This is a genomic window from Pseudonocardia halophobica (assembly GCF_050948485.1).
GTDB lineage: Bacteria > Actinomycetota > Actinomycetes > Mycobacteriales > Pseudonocardiaceae > Pseudonocardia > Pseudonocardia halophobica.
Window position 1 is genome coordinate 4648373 of the sequence record NZ_CP192046.1, and the last position, 14671, is coordinate 4663043.

The following is a 14671-nucleotide window of genomic DNA, read 5'->3' on the forward strand; positions in this document are numbered from 1 at the left end:
GCCACCACATCGGCCCTGACCAGGGGAAACGTCCGGACCTTCGGACGTGGGACCACATGCTGGACGCGCCGACCGCAGTCCTCCGGATCCGACCGCTACGGCGTCGCCACCGAGCCGGCGGCCTCCATGATCCGGGCCAGCGCCGCCGACGACGACGGGTAGGCGCGGCCGGGCGGGAGCTCCGCCAGGGCCGCCACGGCCTCGACGATCGCGGCGTCGCCGGCCGGGTCCTCGGGGTCGGGCAGGGCCACGGCGTCGGACTCGACGATCCGCACCCGCGCCACCAGCCCGCCGCCGATCTCGAACACCGATCCCGACTCGTCGCAGTCGGCCGAGCTCAGGTACGCGACGAGCCCGCTCACCCGCGCGGGGTCGAGACCCGCGAGCAGCTCCGGTGGCATCAGCGGCTCGGTCATCCGGGTACGGGCCACGGGAGCGATCACGTTCGCGCGGATCCCGTACCGCTCCCCCTCGAGGGCGAGCGTGGAGCCGAGCCCGAGCATCCCGGACTTGGCCGCGGCGTAGTTGGCCTGGCCGAAGTTGCCGTACAGCCCGGACGCCGACGACGTGAGCACGATCCGGCCGCTGCCGGACTCCTTGAGCGCGGGCCAGGCCTGCAGGACGCAGTACATGCTCCCGGCGAGGTGCACCCGCAGGACGGTGTCGACGTCGTCGGCGGTCATCCTGGCGACCGAGCGGTCACGCAGCACCCCGGCGTTCGCCACGAGCGCGTCGAGCCGGCCGAACTCGGCGAGCGCGGTCTCGACCGCCGTCCGCGCGCCCGCCTCGGTGCCCACGTCGGCGACGCAGGCGACCGCCCGGCCACCGCCCGCCACCAGCTCGTCCACCACGGCCGCGGCCGCTCCGGGCTCGCCCGGGGCACCGTCGAGTGTGGAGCCGTCGTCGGCCACGACGACCGCCGCGCCGCGGGCCGCGAGGGCCCGGGCGTGCGCCCGCCCGAGACCCCGCGCACCACCGGTCACCAGGGCGACCCTGCCCTGCAGGTCGAAGGTCATTTTTCCGGTCTACCGCCGCGGTCGCCGTCCGGACAACATCTCACCGCAGTGCGGAGGCGGTGAGAGGAATCACACGCTGCAGCGACGACGCCTACGCGCCGTCGCGGTCCGCGGCCGGCCCCGGCAGGGAGCGCAGGGGGTTCTCGGTGGTCCACCCGAGGCTCCACGCGGCCTCCGCGGGCTCCCCGGCGGCGTCGGCGAAGGCGCTCAGCGCGGCGACCAGGCCCCGACGCCGGCGGACGGGCATCTTCTCGAGCGTGTCCTGGATGGCCTGCCGGCGCTGCACGGTCACGTCGTCGACGAGCTGTGCGCCGGCCTCGGTCAGCTGCAGGAGCAGGTTGCGCCGGTCGGCCGGGTCGTCGCGGCGGTCGAGCAGCCCGGCGGCCACGAGCCGGTCGCAGGCCCGGCTGGCGTTGGAGGGGTGCACCTCCAGGCTCGCGGCGATGGCGCCCAGATTCAGCGGCCCGCGGCTGGCGATCATGACCATGATCCGCAGCTGCGGCAGGGTGACGCGGTCCTCGATCGCGGCGAACGAGCGGGCGGTGACCCCCACGAGCACCCGGGCCGTCCGCATCACGGCGTCGACCTGCTCGCGGGTGGGCGGATCGGGGACGGCGGCCGCGTCGGTCATGTCCGTAGTGTCGCGTACCCGTCCCGCCGACGGCCCGAGCGTGGCCGCCACGACCGCGGACCCAGCGGGCGCTCGCGGTCGTGCTCCTCCGCGAGGTCGCGCAGGCGGCCGTCGAGCAGGTGGTCGACGGTGACGAGCCCGACCAGCCGCGCGGGGTCCGCGCGGTCGACGACCGGCGCCGCGGTGATCCCGTGCCGCGCGAACCGCGACGCGATCTCGCGGAGGGTGTCGTCGGCGTGCACCACGACCGGATCGGCGATCAGCACGTCCGCCACCGTCCGGGCCTCGCCGGGCGCCACGAGGGACTGCCGGGGCACCGCGCCGTGGAGCCGGCCGCCGTCGTCGACGACGGGATACAGCCGTTGCAGCGGCGCATCGGCCCGCGGGCTCCCGTCGGCGCCCCGGCGGGCCAGGGTGGCGGCCAGCAGGTCGCGCGACGCCGGGAGCGGCGCGTCGGGCGGCAGGACGGCGGGCGCGGCCGCCATCACCTCGTCGGCGAGCAGGACCTCGAGCGGGTCGACGTCGTACTCGCGGGAGAGGTGGTAGCCGCGCCGGGCGATCTTCTCGGTCAGCACCGAGCGGCGCAGCAGCAGGGCCGAGAGCCCGTAGGCGGAGGCCGACGCGATCAGCAGCGGCACCAGCGCGGACCATGCATGGGTCAGCTCGAGGGAGAACACGACCCCGGTGAGCGGCGAGCGCATGACCCCGCCCACCACCGCCGCCAGCCCGACCATCGCCCAGAACCCCGGGGCGACCGCGGGGAAGACCAGCCCCTCCACCGCACCGAGTGCGGCGCCGATCATGAAGACCGGGGCGAGCACCCCGCCGGAGGTGCCCGAGCCGAGCGACAGCCCCCACATCAGGCTCTTCACCAGCAGGATGCCGACGATCAACGACATCGTGGCGTGCCCGGTGAGCAGCTCGTCGATGACGTCGTACCCGACCCCCAACGCCCGCGGCTCGATCAGCCCGCCCACGCCGATGATCAGCCCGCCGATCGCGGGCCACCACATCCAGTGCACCGGGAGCCGGGCGAACTGGTCCTCGGAGAAGTAGACGAGCGCGGTCACCGCGATGGCGAGCAGCCCGCCGACCAGCCCGGCGCCGACACAGAGCAGGTCGACGACCGGGGTGGCGTCGGCGCCCCCGAGGTCCACCGGGAAGAGCGGGTCGGCGCCCAGCAGCGGGGCGCGCACGACGGTCGCGACGGCCACCGCGCAGGTGACGGGCAGGAAGCTGCGGGGCCGCCACTCGAACAGCAGCAGCTCGACGGCGAGCAGGACCGACGCGAGCGGCGCGTTGAACGTCGCCGCCATGCCGGCCGCGGCGCCGGACACCATCAGCGCCTTGCGTTCGTCGGCGGACAGGTGCAGGTGCTGTGCCAGGATCGACCCGACCGCGCCGCCGGTCATGATGATCGGGCCCTCCGCGCCGAACGGCCCGCCGGTCCCGATGCTGATCGCCGCGGACGTCGGCTTGAGCACGGCGATCCGCGGAGCGACCCGGCTGTGGCGCATCAGGATCGCCTCGATGGCCTCGGGCATCCCGTGGCCGCGGATCTTCTCCGAGCCGTACCGCGCCATCACCCCGATGACGAGGCCGCCGACCACCGGCGCGCACAGCACGAGCCACCACGGGTGGGGCGCGCCCCCGGGGCTCACCATCTCGGTGGACAGGCGCTGGAAGAACACGGCGTTGGTGATCAGCGCGATCAACCGCAGCAGCGCCCACGCCGCGGCCGCGCCGAGGGCACCGATCGGCACCGCCCAGGCGAGGGTCACCAGGACGCGGCGGTCGAGCGTGAAGTCACCCAGGTGGCGGGGCAGCGGCGGGCCGTTCCCGTCGGCGGCGGTCGGGCGGCGGTCGTCGGGGATCACCGCGTCATCGTGACCGGCTCAGCCCCGATAACGCAATCATTGCGCCCTAGCACACATCACGGACGCCGTCGTCACCCCGCGGGGCCGGCTTGATCTGCATCCCGGGACGCCGGCGATGCACGGTGAGGTAGCCGAGACCCTCGCCGCCCGCGCGCAGCCGGCGGGTGGACCCGCGCGGCAGCCAGAGCATCGTCCCCGCGGCGAGGGCCAGCGGGCCGTCGGCGCCCTCGAGGGTGCCGCTCCCCGAGACGACCACCAGGAGGACGTCGAGGTCGGACTCCGTGTGGGTCTCGACGACCTGACCGGCGCCGAGGTGCAGGACGTTGGCGTCGAGCTGGCGGCCCGGCTCGGTCAGCCGCCACACCACCCCGGCCGGCACGGTCGCGTCGTCGGTCAGGAGGGGGCGCAGGTCGTGCACCACCCGCGGGGCGGTCGCTCGCTCGTCGGACATGGCCGAGACTCTGCCGCTCCCCGCCCGTCCCCGTTCACCACGGTCCCGACCGAGGGGCGGCGTCAGGACCTCCGCCACGGCAGCAGCCGGCCGCGCCGAGCACCCCGACCCGGCCAGGTAACCGAGGTAGGTGGCGACAGCCGAGCCGACGGCCGTGGGCCGATGCCGGATGTTGTCCGGCGGAGGACGGCGAGGGCGATGAGGACCGCGGCGCCCAGCAGCGCGGCGCTCAGGGTCAGTCCGAGCGCGTAGCCACCGGTCAGCGCCTCGGGGGTGAGGACCGGGCCGGTGCGGTCGTGGGCCGCGGTGCCGAGGGCGGCCAGCCCCAGCGAGGCACCGATCTGCCGTGAACTGTTCAGCAGTGCCGAGGCGCTGCCGGACTCGTGGCGGGCGACGCCGTCGGTGGCGGTGGAGACCACCGGTCCGAGGCAGAGCCCGAACCCGATGCTCGCGACGATCGAGGGCCCCAGCACGTCGACGGCGAACGACCCGTCGGCGCTGATCAGGCCGAACCACGCGAACCCGGTCGCGGTCAGCGCTCCGCCGACGACCAGCAGGGTGCGGGGCGCGAGGCGGTACCCGAGCCGGACGGCGAGCACGGACCCCACCACCACACCGAGCGCGAACGGCAGGAACATCAGGCCGGTCAGGGCCGGTCCGACCCCGAGCACCCGCTGCAGGTAGAGGGACACGAAGTAGAACGCCGAGGCCATCGCCGCGCCGACCAACAGGTTGTAGGCGTTCGCGCCCGCGACCGAGCGGTGGGCGAACAGGCCGGGCCGGACCAACGGCTCGCGGGACGTGGTCCGCTCGACCACGACGAACGTGGCCAGCAGCGCGGCGGCGACCGCCAGGGTCGTCAGGGTGACCGGCGAGGTCCACGCGTATCGATCGGTGCGGACGATCCCGAACACCAGCAGCGTCGTGCCGGCCGTGGCCAGGACGGCCCCGAGGACGTCCGGACGTCCGCCCCGCACCGGCGCCGGACCGGCGTCGACCCGGGCGGCCAGGGCCAGCGCGGCGACCACGATAGGCACGTTCACGAGCATCACCGCGCGCCAGCCCGCGTACTCGGTGAGCAGGCCGCCGGCCAGGACGCCGAGGGCGGCACCGGCGGCGTTCGTCGCACTCCAGACCCCGAAGGCCCGGACGCGCGCACGACCCGAGGGAAAGGCCGAGGTCAGCAGGGCCAGCGCGGCCGGGGCGAGCGCGGCGGCACCGACGCCCTGCGCGGCGCGCGCGGCCACCAGCTCCCAGGGCACCTGGGCGAGTCCGCCGGCGAGGGACGCGACCCCGAAGAGGGCGAGCCCGCCCAGCAGGACCCGTCTGCGGCCGTACCGGTCCGCTGCCTTCCCGCCCAACAGGAGCAGCCCGCCGAAGGCGAGCGCGTAGGCGTGGATCACCCAGGTCAGGCCCACGTCGCCGAACCCGAGGCCGGCGGCGATCTGCGGCAGCCCGACGTTCACGACCGACAGGTCCAGCGACACCAGGAACTGCACGAGGGCGGCCGCGGTGAGGATACGGCCTGACCGGCCGGCGTCGAGCGCCGGACGTCCGGTCGTCGCGCCCACGCTCGCCGTCACGACCCGACCTCCCGGCCGCTCTCGCCGGTGCGCGCCCGCTCGTGCTCGGTCCCCGCGCGCGGGGTGACGACCAGCAGGTCCGCGGGCTCGACGAGCGTCAAACGGTGCCAGCACCCGGCGGGGACGACCAGGGCCCGGCCGGAGGTGAGGCTGGCGGCCGGCGTGCGCCCGTCGCCGTGGTCACGCAGGTACACGGTGACCGCGCCGGACAGGACGCAGAGCACCTCCTCCCCGGCCGGGTGGCGCTCCCACACGTCGGAGTGCAGGGCCCGGTCGCCGTCGGCGCGGTGCGCGGCGATCGTCCACGCGCCGTCGACGCCGGTTCCGGGCCGGGCGCCCGGCTCGGCGACGCCGTCGCGCAGCCGGATCGCGGTGTCGAACAGGACGAAGCTGGTCACGTAGTTTCGGAACATGTTCGGAAAGTACGTCCGACGCCCTCGGCCGTCGAGTGCATTTCGGGTCCTCCGGCTTCGTCGGGCGGACCGGGGCAGCATGATGGGGCGGTGCCCCGCCAGACGTCCGTGCCGTCCGCGCCCGGTCGCACCGGTCGACCGCCGGTGACCTCCCGCGCCGAGATCCTGACGGCGGCCCGTCGGATCATCGACGAGGACGGCTGGGAGAAGCTGACCATTCGCCGGCTGGCCGCCGAGGTCGGCGTCGGGCCGACGACGCTCTACCACCACGTCCGGGACAAGCAGGACCTGCTCGTCCAGCTCATCGACGACCAGGCGGCCGGGACCCCGCGCCCCGAGCTGCCGGACGAGCCGCGGGACCGGATCGTGGTGGCCGCCCTCGCGCTGCACGACTTCCTCGTGGCGTGGCCCTGGGCGGCGGAGGTCCTCAGCGTCGACGGTTTCGCCGGCCGCCTCGGCGAACCGTCGATGTGGATGGTCGAGACCGTCGTGGCCGGGGCGATCGACCACGGCTGCACGCCCGACCAGGCCGTCGACGTCTTCCGCAACGTCTGGTACTTCACGGTCGGCGAGACCCTCGTCCGCGCCCACAGCAAGGCCCGACGACCCGCAGGGGCGCCCGGACGGTCGGACTTCTTCGGCACCCTCGACGCGTCCCGGCTCCCCCGGCTCGTCGGCATCGGCGACCGGTGGCCGGTCCTGGCCGCCCGGGACACGTTCCCCCGGGCGCTCGAGGCGATCGTCGACGGGCTGCTCGCCCAGGCCACGGCGCCTCCGTAGGGCCACCCTTCTCCCCGCGCCTCCGGACGGTTAACGTTCGTTCGTTCAGACTGGGAAGGGGGCGTCCGTGGGCGAACTCGTGCTCCGCACCGACCACGACGGCTGGACGGTGCTGACGCTGAACCGTCCGGAGAAGCTCAACGCGCTCACGGTGGCGATGTTCGCCGAGCTCAGGGCGTACGTCGAGACCCTGCGGGAGGACGCGGCGGTCCGGTGCGTCGTGCTGCGCGGCGCCGGCCGGTGCTTCTCCGCGGGTCACGATCTGGCGGACATCGGTGCCGGCGAGGTGGTGCCGTCCCGCGGCTGGCACAGCGAGACCCTGCGGATGCTGGAGAAGCTGCCGCAGCCGGTCGTCGCGGCCGTGCACGGGCACTGCTACACCGGTGCGCTCGAGGTCGCGCTGGCCGCGGACTTCCTGATCGCCGCGGACGACGCGCGCTTCGGCGACACCCACGCCAAGTGGGCGTTGACCCCGGTCTGGGGCATGAGCCAGCGGCTCCCCCGCCGCGTCGGGGTCGCGACCGCGAAGCGGCTGATGTTCACCGCGGACATGATCGACGCCGCCGAGGCCGTCCGGATCGGGCTGGCCGAGTACGCCGTCCCGGTGGCGGACTTCGACGCCGAGATCGCGTCCCTCGCCGGCCGGATCGCCGCGCATTCCCCCTTCTCCCATGCGGCGAACAAGCGCCTGCTCGACGCCACCGACGGCCGCCCGCTCGACGCCGGCCTGCAGTGGGAGGTCACCGAGGGCGAGGGCCGCGGCCCGGACGCCCGGGAGCGCATCGCCGCCTTCACGAGCCGGAAGGGCTGAGCCGCATGGACATCGCGCCGGACGCCGACCTGGAGAAGTTCCGCGAGGAGGTCGCGGAGTTCCTCGACACCGCGCCCACCCCGGAGATCCGCGAGGCCGGCCGCAAGACCACCAGCGTCTTCGGCCCGTTCGAGCAGGTCATGGCCTGGCACCGGATCCTGCACGCCCGCGGCTGGTCCGCCCCGGACTGGCCGGTCGAGCACGGCGGCACCGGCTGGTCGGTCGAGCAGCGCTACGTGTTCGCCGAGGAGTACCAGCGCCGCGGCCTGCCCCCGTTGTTGCCCAACGGCCTGCGCATGATCGGCCCGCTGCTGATGGAGCTCGGCACGCCCGAGCAGCAGGCCCGCTACCTGCCCGGGATCCTCTCGGGCGAGGACTACTGGACCCAGGGCTACTCCGAGCCCGGCGCCGGCTCCGACCTCGCGTCGCTGAGCACCATGGCCGTGCCGGACGGGGAGGACTACGTCCTCAACGGCAGCAAGATCTGGACCACCTACGCCCACCACGCCAACCGGATGTTCCTGCTCGTCCGGACCAGCCGCGAGGGGAAGAAGCAGCAAGGCATCACGTTCCTGCTGCTCGACCGCATGGACCTCCCCGGCCTGGAGGTGCGCCCGATCATCGGGCTCGACGGCGCGCCGGAGCAGTGCGAGGTGTTCTTCACCGACGTCCGGGTGCCGCAGGCCAATCGGGTCGGCGCCGAGAACGACGGCTGGTCGGTGGCCAAGCAGCTGCTCAAGCACGAGCGCGGCGGCTCCGCGCACAGCCCGATGCTGCGCCGCAGGCTGGAGGTCGCCCGCGCGGTCGCGGCGGAGACGCCGTCGGGCTTCGGCGGCTCCCTCGCGGACGACCCGGCCTTCCAGCGGGACCTCGGCGAGCTGGAGGCCGAGCTCGCCTCCTACGAGCACTTCGAGAAGCTCGCGATCAGCGGGCACCCGATCGCGAAGGACCCGGCCTACCCGTCGTTGAACAAGGTCATGAGCTCCGAGCTCACGCAGCGCATCTCGGTGCTGATGACCCGGGTCGTCGGCCTGGACGGGCTGGCGGACCAGCGCGAGGCGCTGCACGTCGGGTCGGAGGTCGAGCCGCTCGGCGGGGACCTCGCGCTCGTCGCCGTGCCGTACTACCTGAACAGCCGCGCGACCACGATCTACGCCGGCACCAACGAGGTGCAGCGCGATCTCGTCGCCCGCACCCTGCGTTCCTGACCGGAGGCCGCCGTGGACTTCACCTTCACCGAGGAGCAGGTCCTGCTCCGCGACACCGTCACGCGGTCGCTCGAACGCGACTACTCCTTCGAGGCCCGCCAGGGGATAGTCCGCTCGGAGCGGGGCTGGTCGCCGGAGGTCTGGGCGCGGCTGGTCGGGCTCGGGCTCACCGCCCTCCCGTTCCCCGAGGCCGTCGGTGGGCTCGACGGGTCCATCGTGGACGTGGTCGCGGTGGCCGAGGTGTTCGGCGCGCACCTGCTCGTCGAGCCGTGGGTCGCGTCGGTCGTGCTGGCGGGCGGTGTACTGGCTGCCGTCGAGGACCAGGAGACGCTGGCACGGATCGCCTCCGGGGACGCGATCGGCGCGCTGGCCCACGAGGAGGGCCGCGGCACACCCGATCCTGCGTTGATCACCACGACGGCCGAGCGCAGCGGGGACGGGTACGCCCTGACCGGCGAGAAGCGGGTGGTGCTGCACGGAGCGTCCGCGGACGTGCTGGTCGTCACCGCGCGGCTCGACGCGGGCCCGGCCGTCTTCCTCGTCGATCCCTCGGTCCCCGCGGCCACCGGCTTCACCACGGTCGACGGCCGCCGCGCCGCGCACCTGCGGTTCGACGCCGCGCCCGCCACCCTGCTCGCCGCGGACGCGGAGCAGCTCCTCCGCGAGGCCCTCGACCGCGCGCTCGTGGTCCTGGCCGCAGAGGCCGTCGGCGCGACGGGCGAGCTGCTGCGCCGCACCGCCGAGTACGCGTCCACCCGCGAGCAGTTCGGCGTGCCGATCGGGACGTTCCAGACGGTGGCGCACCGCCTCGCCGACATGAAGATCGCGTACGTCAAGGCGCGCTCGACGTTGCTCTACACGACCGCACTGGCGGAGGCGGGCCGGCTCGGGCCGCAGGACGTCGCAGTGCTGAAGGCGCAGGTCGGACGGCTCGGCCGGCTCGTCGGCGAGTACGCGATCCAGACCCACGGCGGGGTGGGGATGACCGACGAGCTGCCGATCGGCCACCTGCACAAACGGATCCTCGCGGTCGACGCGATGTTCGGCGCGGCCGACCACCACCTCAGGCGGCTCGGCGCGGGCCTGCCCGCGGCACCGGCGACGACCGGCTGAGCCGCCCCGCCACACCGGCCGGCGACGCCCGGCCGACGGGGGGTCGGGGCGCTCACCGCCGCCCTGCCGCCTCCCGCCACGCCCGTCACCCTTGACGATCGGGGCGTCCCGGCGTCCGAGCCCGGTCAGAACCGCCAGTGCGTGGCGCCCCCGGAACCGGTGGTCGCGAGTGCGGTCGCCGAGCGCGCCGTGATCCGGTAGACCGCCCACGGGGGCGGGCCTGCCGACGGGGCGCTGAACTCGGCGGTCAGTGCCTGCCCCGAGTCGTCGACCCGGCACGGCCATCCTTCCGCGGCCCATCCCGTGCCATCGCCGCGACGGTCGCCGGATCGGTGACCCGCTCCGCGGACCCGTGCACGGCGAGATCGAACTCCTCCGTGGCGAGGCTCAGCGCGCACCGGGGGTCGCGGGCGAGGTTCCGGCCCTTCCGCGTCCCCTCCCCCGTCTCGAACCAGAAGGCGCCGTCGGCCCAGAGCGCCCCGACCGCCGTCACGTGGGGGCTGCCGTCCGGCCCGAGCGTGGTCAGCCAGCAGGTGTGCCGGTTCGGCCCGCCCGCGCCGGGGGCCTGCGGGAACCCCGCGTCGAGTCCCGCCCGGATCCGGTCCCAGTCCAGCGTCGGCAGGTCGTAGAGCTCGGCCAGGTTCGTCGCGTCCATGCAGGATGAGACCGCCGGAGGCCCGCCGGCTCATCGGTCGCCGGCGCGGAGCGCGCGTCAGTCCGTGAGCAGCAGGGTGTAGAGCCTGGCGATGAGCCCGTCCTTCACCAGGGCGATGTCCATCCCCCGGACCACCGGCGGCTCCCCCTCGGGGCCGAACCCCCACGCGAGGTGGCCGAGGTCGCGGGCGACGCGGACCGGCCCGTCGGGCGTGAACACGAACCCCGGTGACCGGTCGAGGAGATCCCGCGCCTTCTCGTCGACCGCCTCGTGTCCGGTGACGGTCCCCTCCGGATCGGAGAACTCCACGTCGGGGACGTAGGTGCGAGCGACGGCGGCCCTCCGCCGCTCCGCGTCCCGCTCGTTGAAGACCTCCAGCAGGTTCGCCTGCATGAGCTCCGGAATCGTGGCCACCAGGCATCTCCTCCGCGGACGGACGTCGGCGATCAACCTAGCAGCGGGATGGTCTTGACCCACGACGACCTGATCGACTTAGGTGAGCGGAGCCTAACTACGGAGTCGTGATGGGTGTGTCGAGAACGGCGGTCGCGATCGTCGGTGTGGTCTGTGCGGTCCTCCTGGCCGGCTGCAGCAGCGGCCCGGCCGACTCCACCGCGCCGACGGCGGCCGCGCCCGCACCGGGCGGGGCGGACCAGTTCCCGGTCACGATCACGCACGCCTACGGCACCACCACCGTGCCGGCGAAGCCGCAGCGCATCGTCGCTCTGGGCTACAACGACGTGGCAGTGGCCAACGCCGTCGGCGCACCCGTGGTGGGCGCGGTGCGCAACTACTCCGGCGCGGCGAACCTGCCCTACATCCGCACGCCGCTGCCCGAGGACGTCCTCGGCATCCAGGCCGACGTGAGCGCCGGCGTCGACGTCGAGAAGGTCGCCTCCTACCGGCCCGACCTGATCCTCGGCGTGTCCGCGTCGATGATCCGCGACCGGACGACCTACGAGCGCCTGTCGCAGATCGCTCCCGTCGTGGTCTACGAGAAGGGCCTCTACGCCTCGTCCATGCAGGACGACGCCCGGCAGGTCGGGCGCGCCATCGGGGAGGCCGCCGCGGTCGACGCCCTGGTCGCCGACTCCGACGCCCGCGTCGCGACGCTGCGGTCCGAGCTCCCGGGCCTCGGCGACCGCACGTACCTCTACGGCCAGGCGCGCGGCGAGATCCTCCCGATGGTCGTCGGCGAACAGAACCTCTCGACCGCCTTCATGCGGTCGCTCGGGCTGCGGATCCCGGACAACTTCCGCGACGCCCCCGCCTCCGCGGCGCTCGCCCCGGGCACCGTCGGCGTGAGCTACGAACAGGTCGGCATGCTCGATTCCGCCGACCTCCTGTTCATGACCTTCGCCGGCGACGGCGACCGCGCGAGGTTCGAGGGCAACGCGCTGGTGCAACAGCTGCGCCCGGTCCGCGAGGGGCGCTACCTCCCCCTGACCCTCGACCAGGCCGTGGCCCTGCAGGCCCCGAACGTGGTGTCGGTCGGCTGGCTGCTCGACCAGCTCGGGCCCACCCTGCAGAAGGCGGCCGGCCCGGGCCGATGAAGCAGTCGCTCTATACCTGATCCAGTGCAGCTGTCAACCCGTTGCAATACGGAGTGACGGCGATCACCATCGGAATCACGTTGTCTCTGACGTCGGCCCGGCGAGGAGCGGCCCGTGATCCCGATCGTCGAATTCGTCCTGGGCATCGCGGTGCTGGTCTACTGCGCCGAGAAGCTCATCGGTCAACTGGTCGGGGTCGCCAGCAGGTGGGCGATCTCGCTGTTCCTCATCGCGGTCGTGTTCACCGGGATCGAGTTCGACGATCTCGCCTTCGGCGTCGTGCTGAACGTCGAGGGCCTGCAACAGGTCGCGCTGGGCACCGTGATCGGGACCACGATCGCGATGACCGGGATCGTGCTCGCCCTGGCGGCGATCATCGCCCCCTGCCGCGTCGACGTCCCCCGGGACTACCTCGTGCTGTTCGTGGCCGCCCCGGTGGTGATGTTCGCCCTCGCGCTGACCGGGGTGCTGACGCTCGTCACCGGCGTCGTGCTGGTGGTCCTGTTCGTGGCGTTCGTGGGCTGGATCGGCTATCGCGAGTACTCCTCCCGACGACCGGTGTTCCGCAACGCGGAGCTCTACGAACAGCTCGAGAAGGTCGGCGCGGGGGGCACGGCGACCATGACGGCCACCGGCGGCGGGGACACCCCGGCCGGCGGTTCCGGGGGCACCACGGCCGGCGGCTCCGGGGGCACCACCGGGTCCGGCGGTTTCGACCTCCCGACCGACCTGCGGATCGACCAGGGGTTCCTCAAGGCCCGCCGGCAGTCCCGCTGGGGCGGGCTCGGGCTCGCCGTGCTGGCGCTCGCCGGGCTCGTCGTCGGGGCGTTCGTCGCGGCGCGGGGGACGGACGGCATCCTCGACACCTTCGACATCGCCGGCACCGTCTTCGGCGTCACGATCGCCACGCTGGCGCTCTCCCTCGAGGACATCTTCCTCACCGTGGAGCCCGCCCGCCGGGGCGCGCCGGAGATCGGCGTCGCCAACGTCATCGGCAGCGTCGTGTTCTCGGTGACCGGCAAGCTCGGGATCGTCCTGCTCGTCGGCGGTGTGATCACCGTCGGCGACGACGTGCTCTCCTGGCACCTCCCGGTCATGCTCGTGATGACGGCGTTGTCGGCGATCTTCCTGGCGACCGGCCGGCTGCGGCGGTGGCACGGGATCGTCCTGCTCGCCCTGTACGTCGCCTACTTCGTCGTCAGCCTGGTGGTGTTCGGCGAGGTCCCGCTGGACAGCGACTGACGTCGGAGAGCGTCAGTAGGCCTGCTCCAGCAGGAACCGGCCGCCGTCGACCCGGATGACCGCGAGGCCGGCGATGCCCGCGGGGCCGTGCCGCTCGGGGGTGAACGTGTACACCGCGAGGGTGCCCGGGACCCCGGTCGTCCGCTCCAGGCGGTCGCGGATCGCGTCGCGGGTCTCCTGGGACCCGGTGGGGGCCGGGTCGGTCGCCCGCAGGGCCTCGACCGTCAGGTGGACGGCGTCCCAGGCGCCGGCGGCGGCCGGCGACGGCCTGGTGCCGTACTCCACCTCCCACGCGTCGACGAAGTCCGCGAGCACGGGGCCCTGTGGGTCGTCGGCCGGGATCTGGTCGCTGACCAGCATCTTCGGGCCCTGCAGCAGGGTGCCCTCGACCGCGTCACCGCCGAGCCCGATGTAGTGCGCGCCGGCCGCCCCGGAGGCCGGGAACAGCACGCCCGGGTAGCCGAGCACGAAGGCGTTGCGGGAGACGATCGCGGTCGGGAGGGCCGCCGACCACACCAGCGTGACGTCCGGGCGGGTGGCGGCGAGCGTCGTGAGCTGCGGTGTCATGTCGATCGCGTCGGCCGGGAAGACCTGGTTCCCGACCAGCTCCAGCCCGAACCCGGCGGTCATGCCGGGCAGCGCGTGCGCCGCCTCCCGCCCGTGGTCGTCGTCGGACGACAGGATCGCGACCCGTCGCCAGCCCTGCTCCCGCGCGTACGTCAGCTGCGCCCGCAGGGCCTCCACCCTCGCCGGGACCTGCGTGAACATGTATCTGGCCTCGGCCGGCGGCGAGATGACGCCGTCCGCCCCCGCCATCGCCGTCACCGGTGTGCGCAGGGTCCGGGAGAGCGGCCGTAGCGCCACGGCCTCGGTGCGCGAGCCCGGCCCGACCACCGCGACGACGTCCTCCTCCACGACGAGCCTGCGGTACTCGTCGGCCGCTCGACCGGCGTCGCCCCCGGTGTCCGCGACGACGAGCTCGACCGGCCGGCCGTGGACCCCGCCGAGGGCCGTGGTGCGCTGTGCGTAGAGCTGCAGCGCCCGGTGCCCGGGCCGGGAGACCGCGGCATCGGCGCCGGTGAGGCCGAGCAGCACACCGATCCGGTAGGGCGCGCCGGCCCGGCCGTCGTCACCGGTCGGCACGCTGCAGGCCGTGCTGCACGCCGCGGCGACCAGCAGCATCGCGATCGCGAGAGCGGCCGTGCGGAGCCGCCCGCGCGCACTGGTCCGGAACGTGTTCACCGTCGAACCGCTTCCGCCTCGGGAGGGGTGGGCGGGCCCTCCGTGTCGGACCAGTAAAGCCGAGCCCGGGACCGGCGCCAACCGCCCTGGGCGCCC

At 74.1% G+C, this 14671-nt stretch carries 15 protein-coding genes; 6 read left to right on the forward strand and 9 right to left on the reverse strand.

Going from position 1 to position 14671, the window contains the following annotated elements; all coding sequences use genetic code 11:
- Positions 1-95: 95 nt before the first annotated feature.
- From ACQP04_RS22090 to ACQP04_RS22115, 6 genes are all read right to left on the reverse strand, one after another.
- Positions 96-1016 (reverse strand): SDR family NAD(P)-dependent oxidoreductase, encoded by a 921-nt coding sequence (locus tag ACQP04_RS22090; protein ID WP_433502464.1) that lies wholly within the window; start codon positions 1014-1016, stop codon positions 96-98.
- Positions 1017-1107: 91 nt separating this feature from the next.
- Positions 1108-1647 carry a MarR family transcriptional regulator gene (locus ACQP04_RS22095; RefSeq protein ID WP_433502465.1) on the reverse strand — a complete coding sequence of 180 codons (540 nt, stop codon included), beginning with the start codon at positions 1645-1647 and terminating at the stop codon, positions 1108-1110.
- Positions 1644-3524 (reverse strand): chloride channel protein, encoded by a 1881-nt coding sequence (locus ACQP04_RS22100; protein WP_433502466.1) that lies wholly within the window; start codon positions 3522-3524, stop codon positions 1644-1646. The genes ACQP04_RS22095 and ACQP04_RS22100 overlap by 4 nt, the downstream gene beginning before the upstream one ends.
- A 46-nt stretch (positions 3525-3570) precedes the next feature.
- Positions 3571-3975: a cupin domain-containing protein gene (locus tag ACQP04_RS22105; RefSeq protein ID WP_433502467.1), complete on the reverse strand. Its 405-nt coding sequence runs from the start codon at positions 3973-3975 to the stop codon at positions 3571-3573.
- Positions 3976-4037: 62 nt separating this feature from the next.
- Entirely contained in the window at positions 4038-5558 is a 1521-nt protein-coding gene (locus tag ACQP04_RS22110; protein ID WP_433502468.1) for an MFS transporter, read from the reverse strand.
- Positions 5555-5971, reverse strand: a complete 417-nt coding sequence (locus tag ACQP04_RS22115) for a cupin domain-containing protein (protein ID WP_433502469.1) — start codon at positions 5969-5971, stop codon at positions 5555-5557. The genes ACQP04_RS22110 and ACQP04_RS22115 overlap by 4 nt, the downstream gene beginning before the upstream one ends.
- 90 nt (positions 5972-6061) lie before the next feature.
- Between ACQP04_RS22115 and ACQP04_RS22120 the strand changes: the two genes are divergently transcribed.
- The 4 genes from ACQP04_RS22120 (at position 6062) to ACQP04_RS22135 (ending at position 9883) form a co-directional block, all read left to right on the forward strand.
- On the forward strand, positions 6062-6751 hold the full coding sequence (locus ACQP04_RS22120) for a TetR/AcrR family transcriptional regulator (RefSeq protein WP_433502470.1): 690 nt from the start codon (positions 6062-6064) through the stop codon (positions 6749-6751).
- Between the two features lie 67 nt (positions 6752-6818).
- A complete protein-coding gene (locus tag ACQP04_RS22125) occupies positions 6819-7562 on the forward strand; it encodes an enoyl-CoA hydratase/isomerase family protein (protein WP_433502471.1) in 744 nt (247 codons plus the stop codon).
- Between the two features lie 5 nt (positions 7563-7567).
- Positions 7568-8770, forward strand: coding sequence for an acyl-CoA dehydrogenase family protein (locus tag ACQP04_RS22130; protein ID WP_433502472.1), 1203 nt, complete (start codon positions 7568-7570; stop codon positions 8768-8770).
- Between the two features lie 12 nt (positions 8771-8782).
- Positions 8783-9883, forward strand: a complete 1101-nt coding sequence (locus tag ACQP04_RS22135; protein WP_433502473.1) for an acyl-CoA dehydrogenase family protein — start codon at positions 8783-8785, stop codon at positions 9881-9883.
- A 247-nt stretch (positions 9884-10130) separates the two neighbouring features.
- On the opposite strand, the gene ACQP04_RS22140 is transcribed toward ACQP04_RS22135, so the two are convergent.
- Both ACQP04_RS22140 and ACQP04_RS22145 read right to left on the reverse strand, forming a co-directional pair.
- Positions 10131-10538 carry a pyridoxamine 5'-phosphate oxidase family protein gene (locus ACQP04_RS22140; protein ID WP_433502474.1) on the reverse strand — a complete coding sequence of 136 codons (408 nt, stop codon included), beginning with the start codon at positions 10536-10538 and terminating at the stop codon, positions 10131-10133.
- Positions 10539-10595: 57 nt separating this feature from the next.
- The gene (locus ACQP04_RS22145; RefSeq protein ID WP_433502475.1) at positions 10596-10952 is read right to left on the reverse strand and encodes a nuclear transport factor 2 family protein; all 357 of its coding nucleotides are present in this window, start codon (positions 10950-10952) and stop codon (positions 10596-10598) included.
- 110 nt (positions 10953-11062) lie between these two features.
- On the opposite strand from ACQP04_RS22145, the gene ACQP04_RS22150 reads away from it, so the two are divergent.
- Together ACQP04_RS22150 and ACQP04_RS22155 are read left to right on the forward strand one after the other, a co-directional pair.
- Positions 11063-12091 carry an ABC transporter substrate-binding protein gene (locus ACQP04_RS22150; protein ID WP_433502476.1) on the forward strand — a complete coding sequence of 343 codons (1029 nt, stop codon included), beginning with the start codon at positions 11063-11065 and terminating at the stop codon, positions 12089-12091.
- Positions 12092-12205: 114 nt separating this feature from the next.
- Positions 12206-13333, forward strand: a complete 1128-nt coding sequence (locus ACQP04_RS22155; protein WP_433502477.1) for a sodium:calcium antiporter — start codon at positions 12206-12208, stop codon at positions 13331-13333.
- Positions 13334-13345: 12 nt separating this feature from the next.
- Here the strand turns inward: ACQP04_RS22155 and ACQP04_RS22160 are convergent, their stop codons facing one another.
- Complete coding sequence (locus tag ACQP04_RS22160) at positions 13346-14575, reverse strand: ABC transporter substrate-binding protein (RefSeq protein WP_433502478.1); 1230 nt, start codon at positions 14573-14575, stop codon at positions 13346-13348.
- Between the last annotated feature and the right edge of the window lie 96 nt (positions 14576-14671).

Bases quoted from the DNA above. Each gene is read 5' to 3' on its own strand.
- ACQP04_RS22115 (WP_433502469.1), bottom strand. From the start codon at position 5,971: ATGTTCCGAAACTACGTGACCAGCTTCGTCCTGTTCGACACCGCGATC.
- ACQP04_RS22140 (WP_433502474.1), bottom strand. From the start codon at position 10,538: ATGGACGCGACGAACCTGGCCGAGCTCTACGACCTGCCGACGCTGGAC.
- ACQP04_RS22130 (WP_433502472.1), top strand. From the start codon at position 7,568: ATGGACATCGCGCCGGACGCCGACCTGGAGAAGTTCCGCGAGGAGGTC.
- ACQP04_RS22095 (WP_433502465.1), bottom strand. From the start codon at position 1,647: ATGACCGACGCGGCCGCCGTCCCCGATCCGCCCACCCGCGAGCAGGTC.
- ACQP04_RS22090 (WP_433502464.1), bottom strand. From the start codon at position 1,016: ATGACCTTCGACCTGCAGGGCAGGGTCGCCCTGGTGACCGGTGGTGCG.
- ACQP04_RS22105 (WP_433502467.1), bottom strand. From the start codon at position 3,975: ATGTCCGACGAGCGAGCGACCGCCCCGCGGGTGGTGCACGACCTGCGC.
- ACQP04_RS22150 (WP_433502476.1), top strand. From the start codon at position 11,063: ATGGGTGTGTCGAGAACGGCGGTCGCGATCGTCGGTGTGGTCTGTGCG.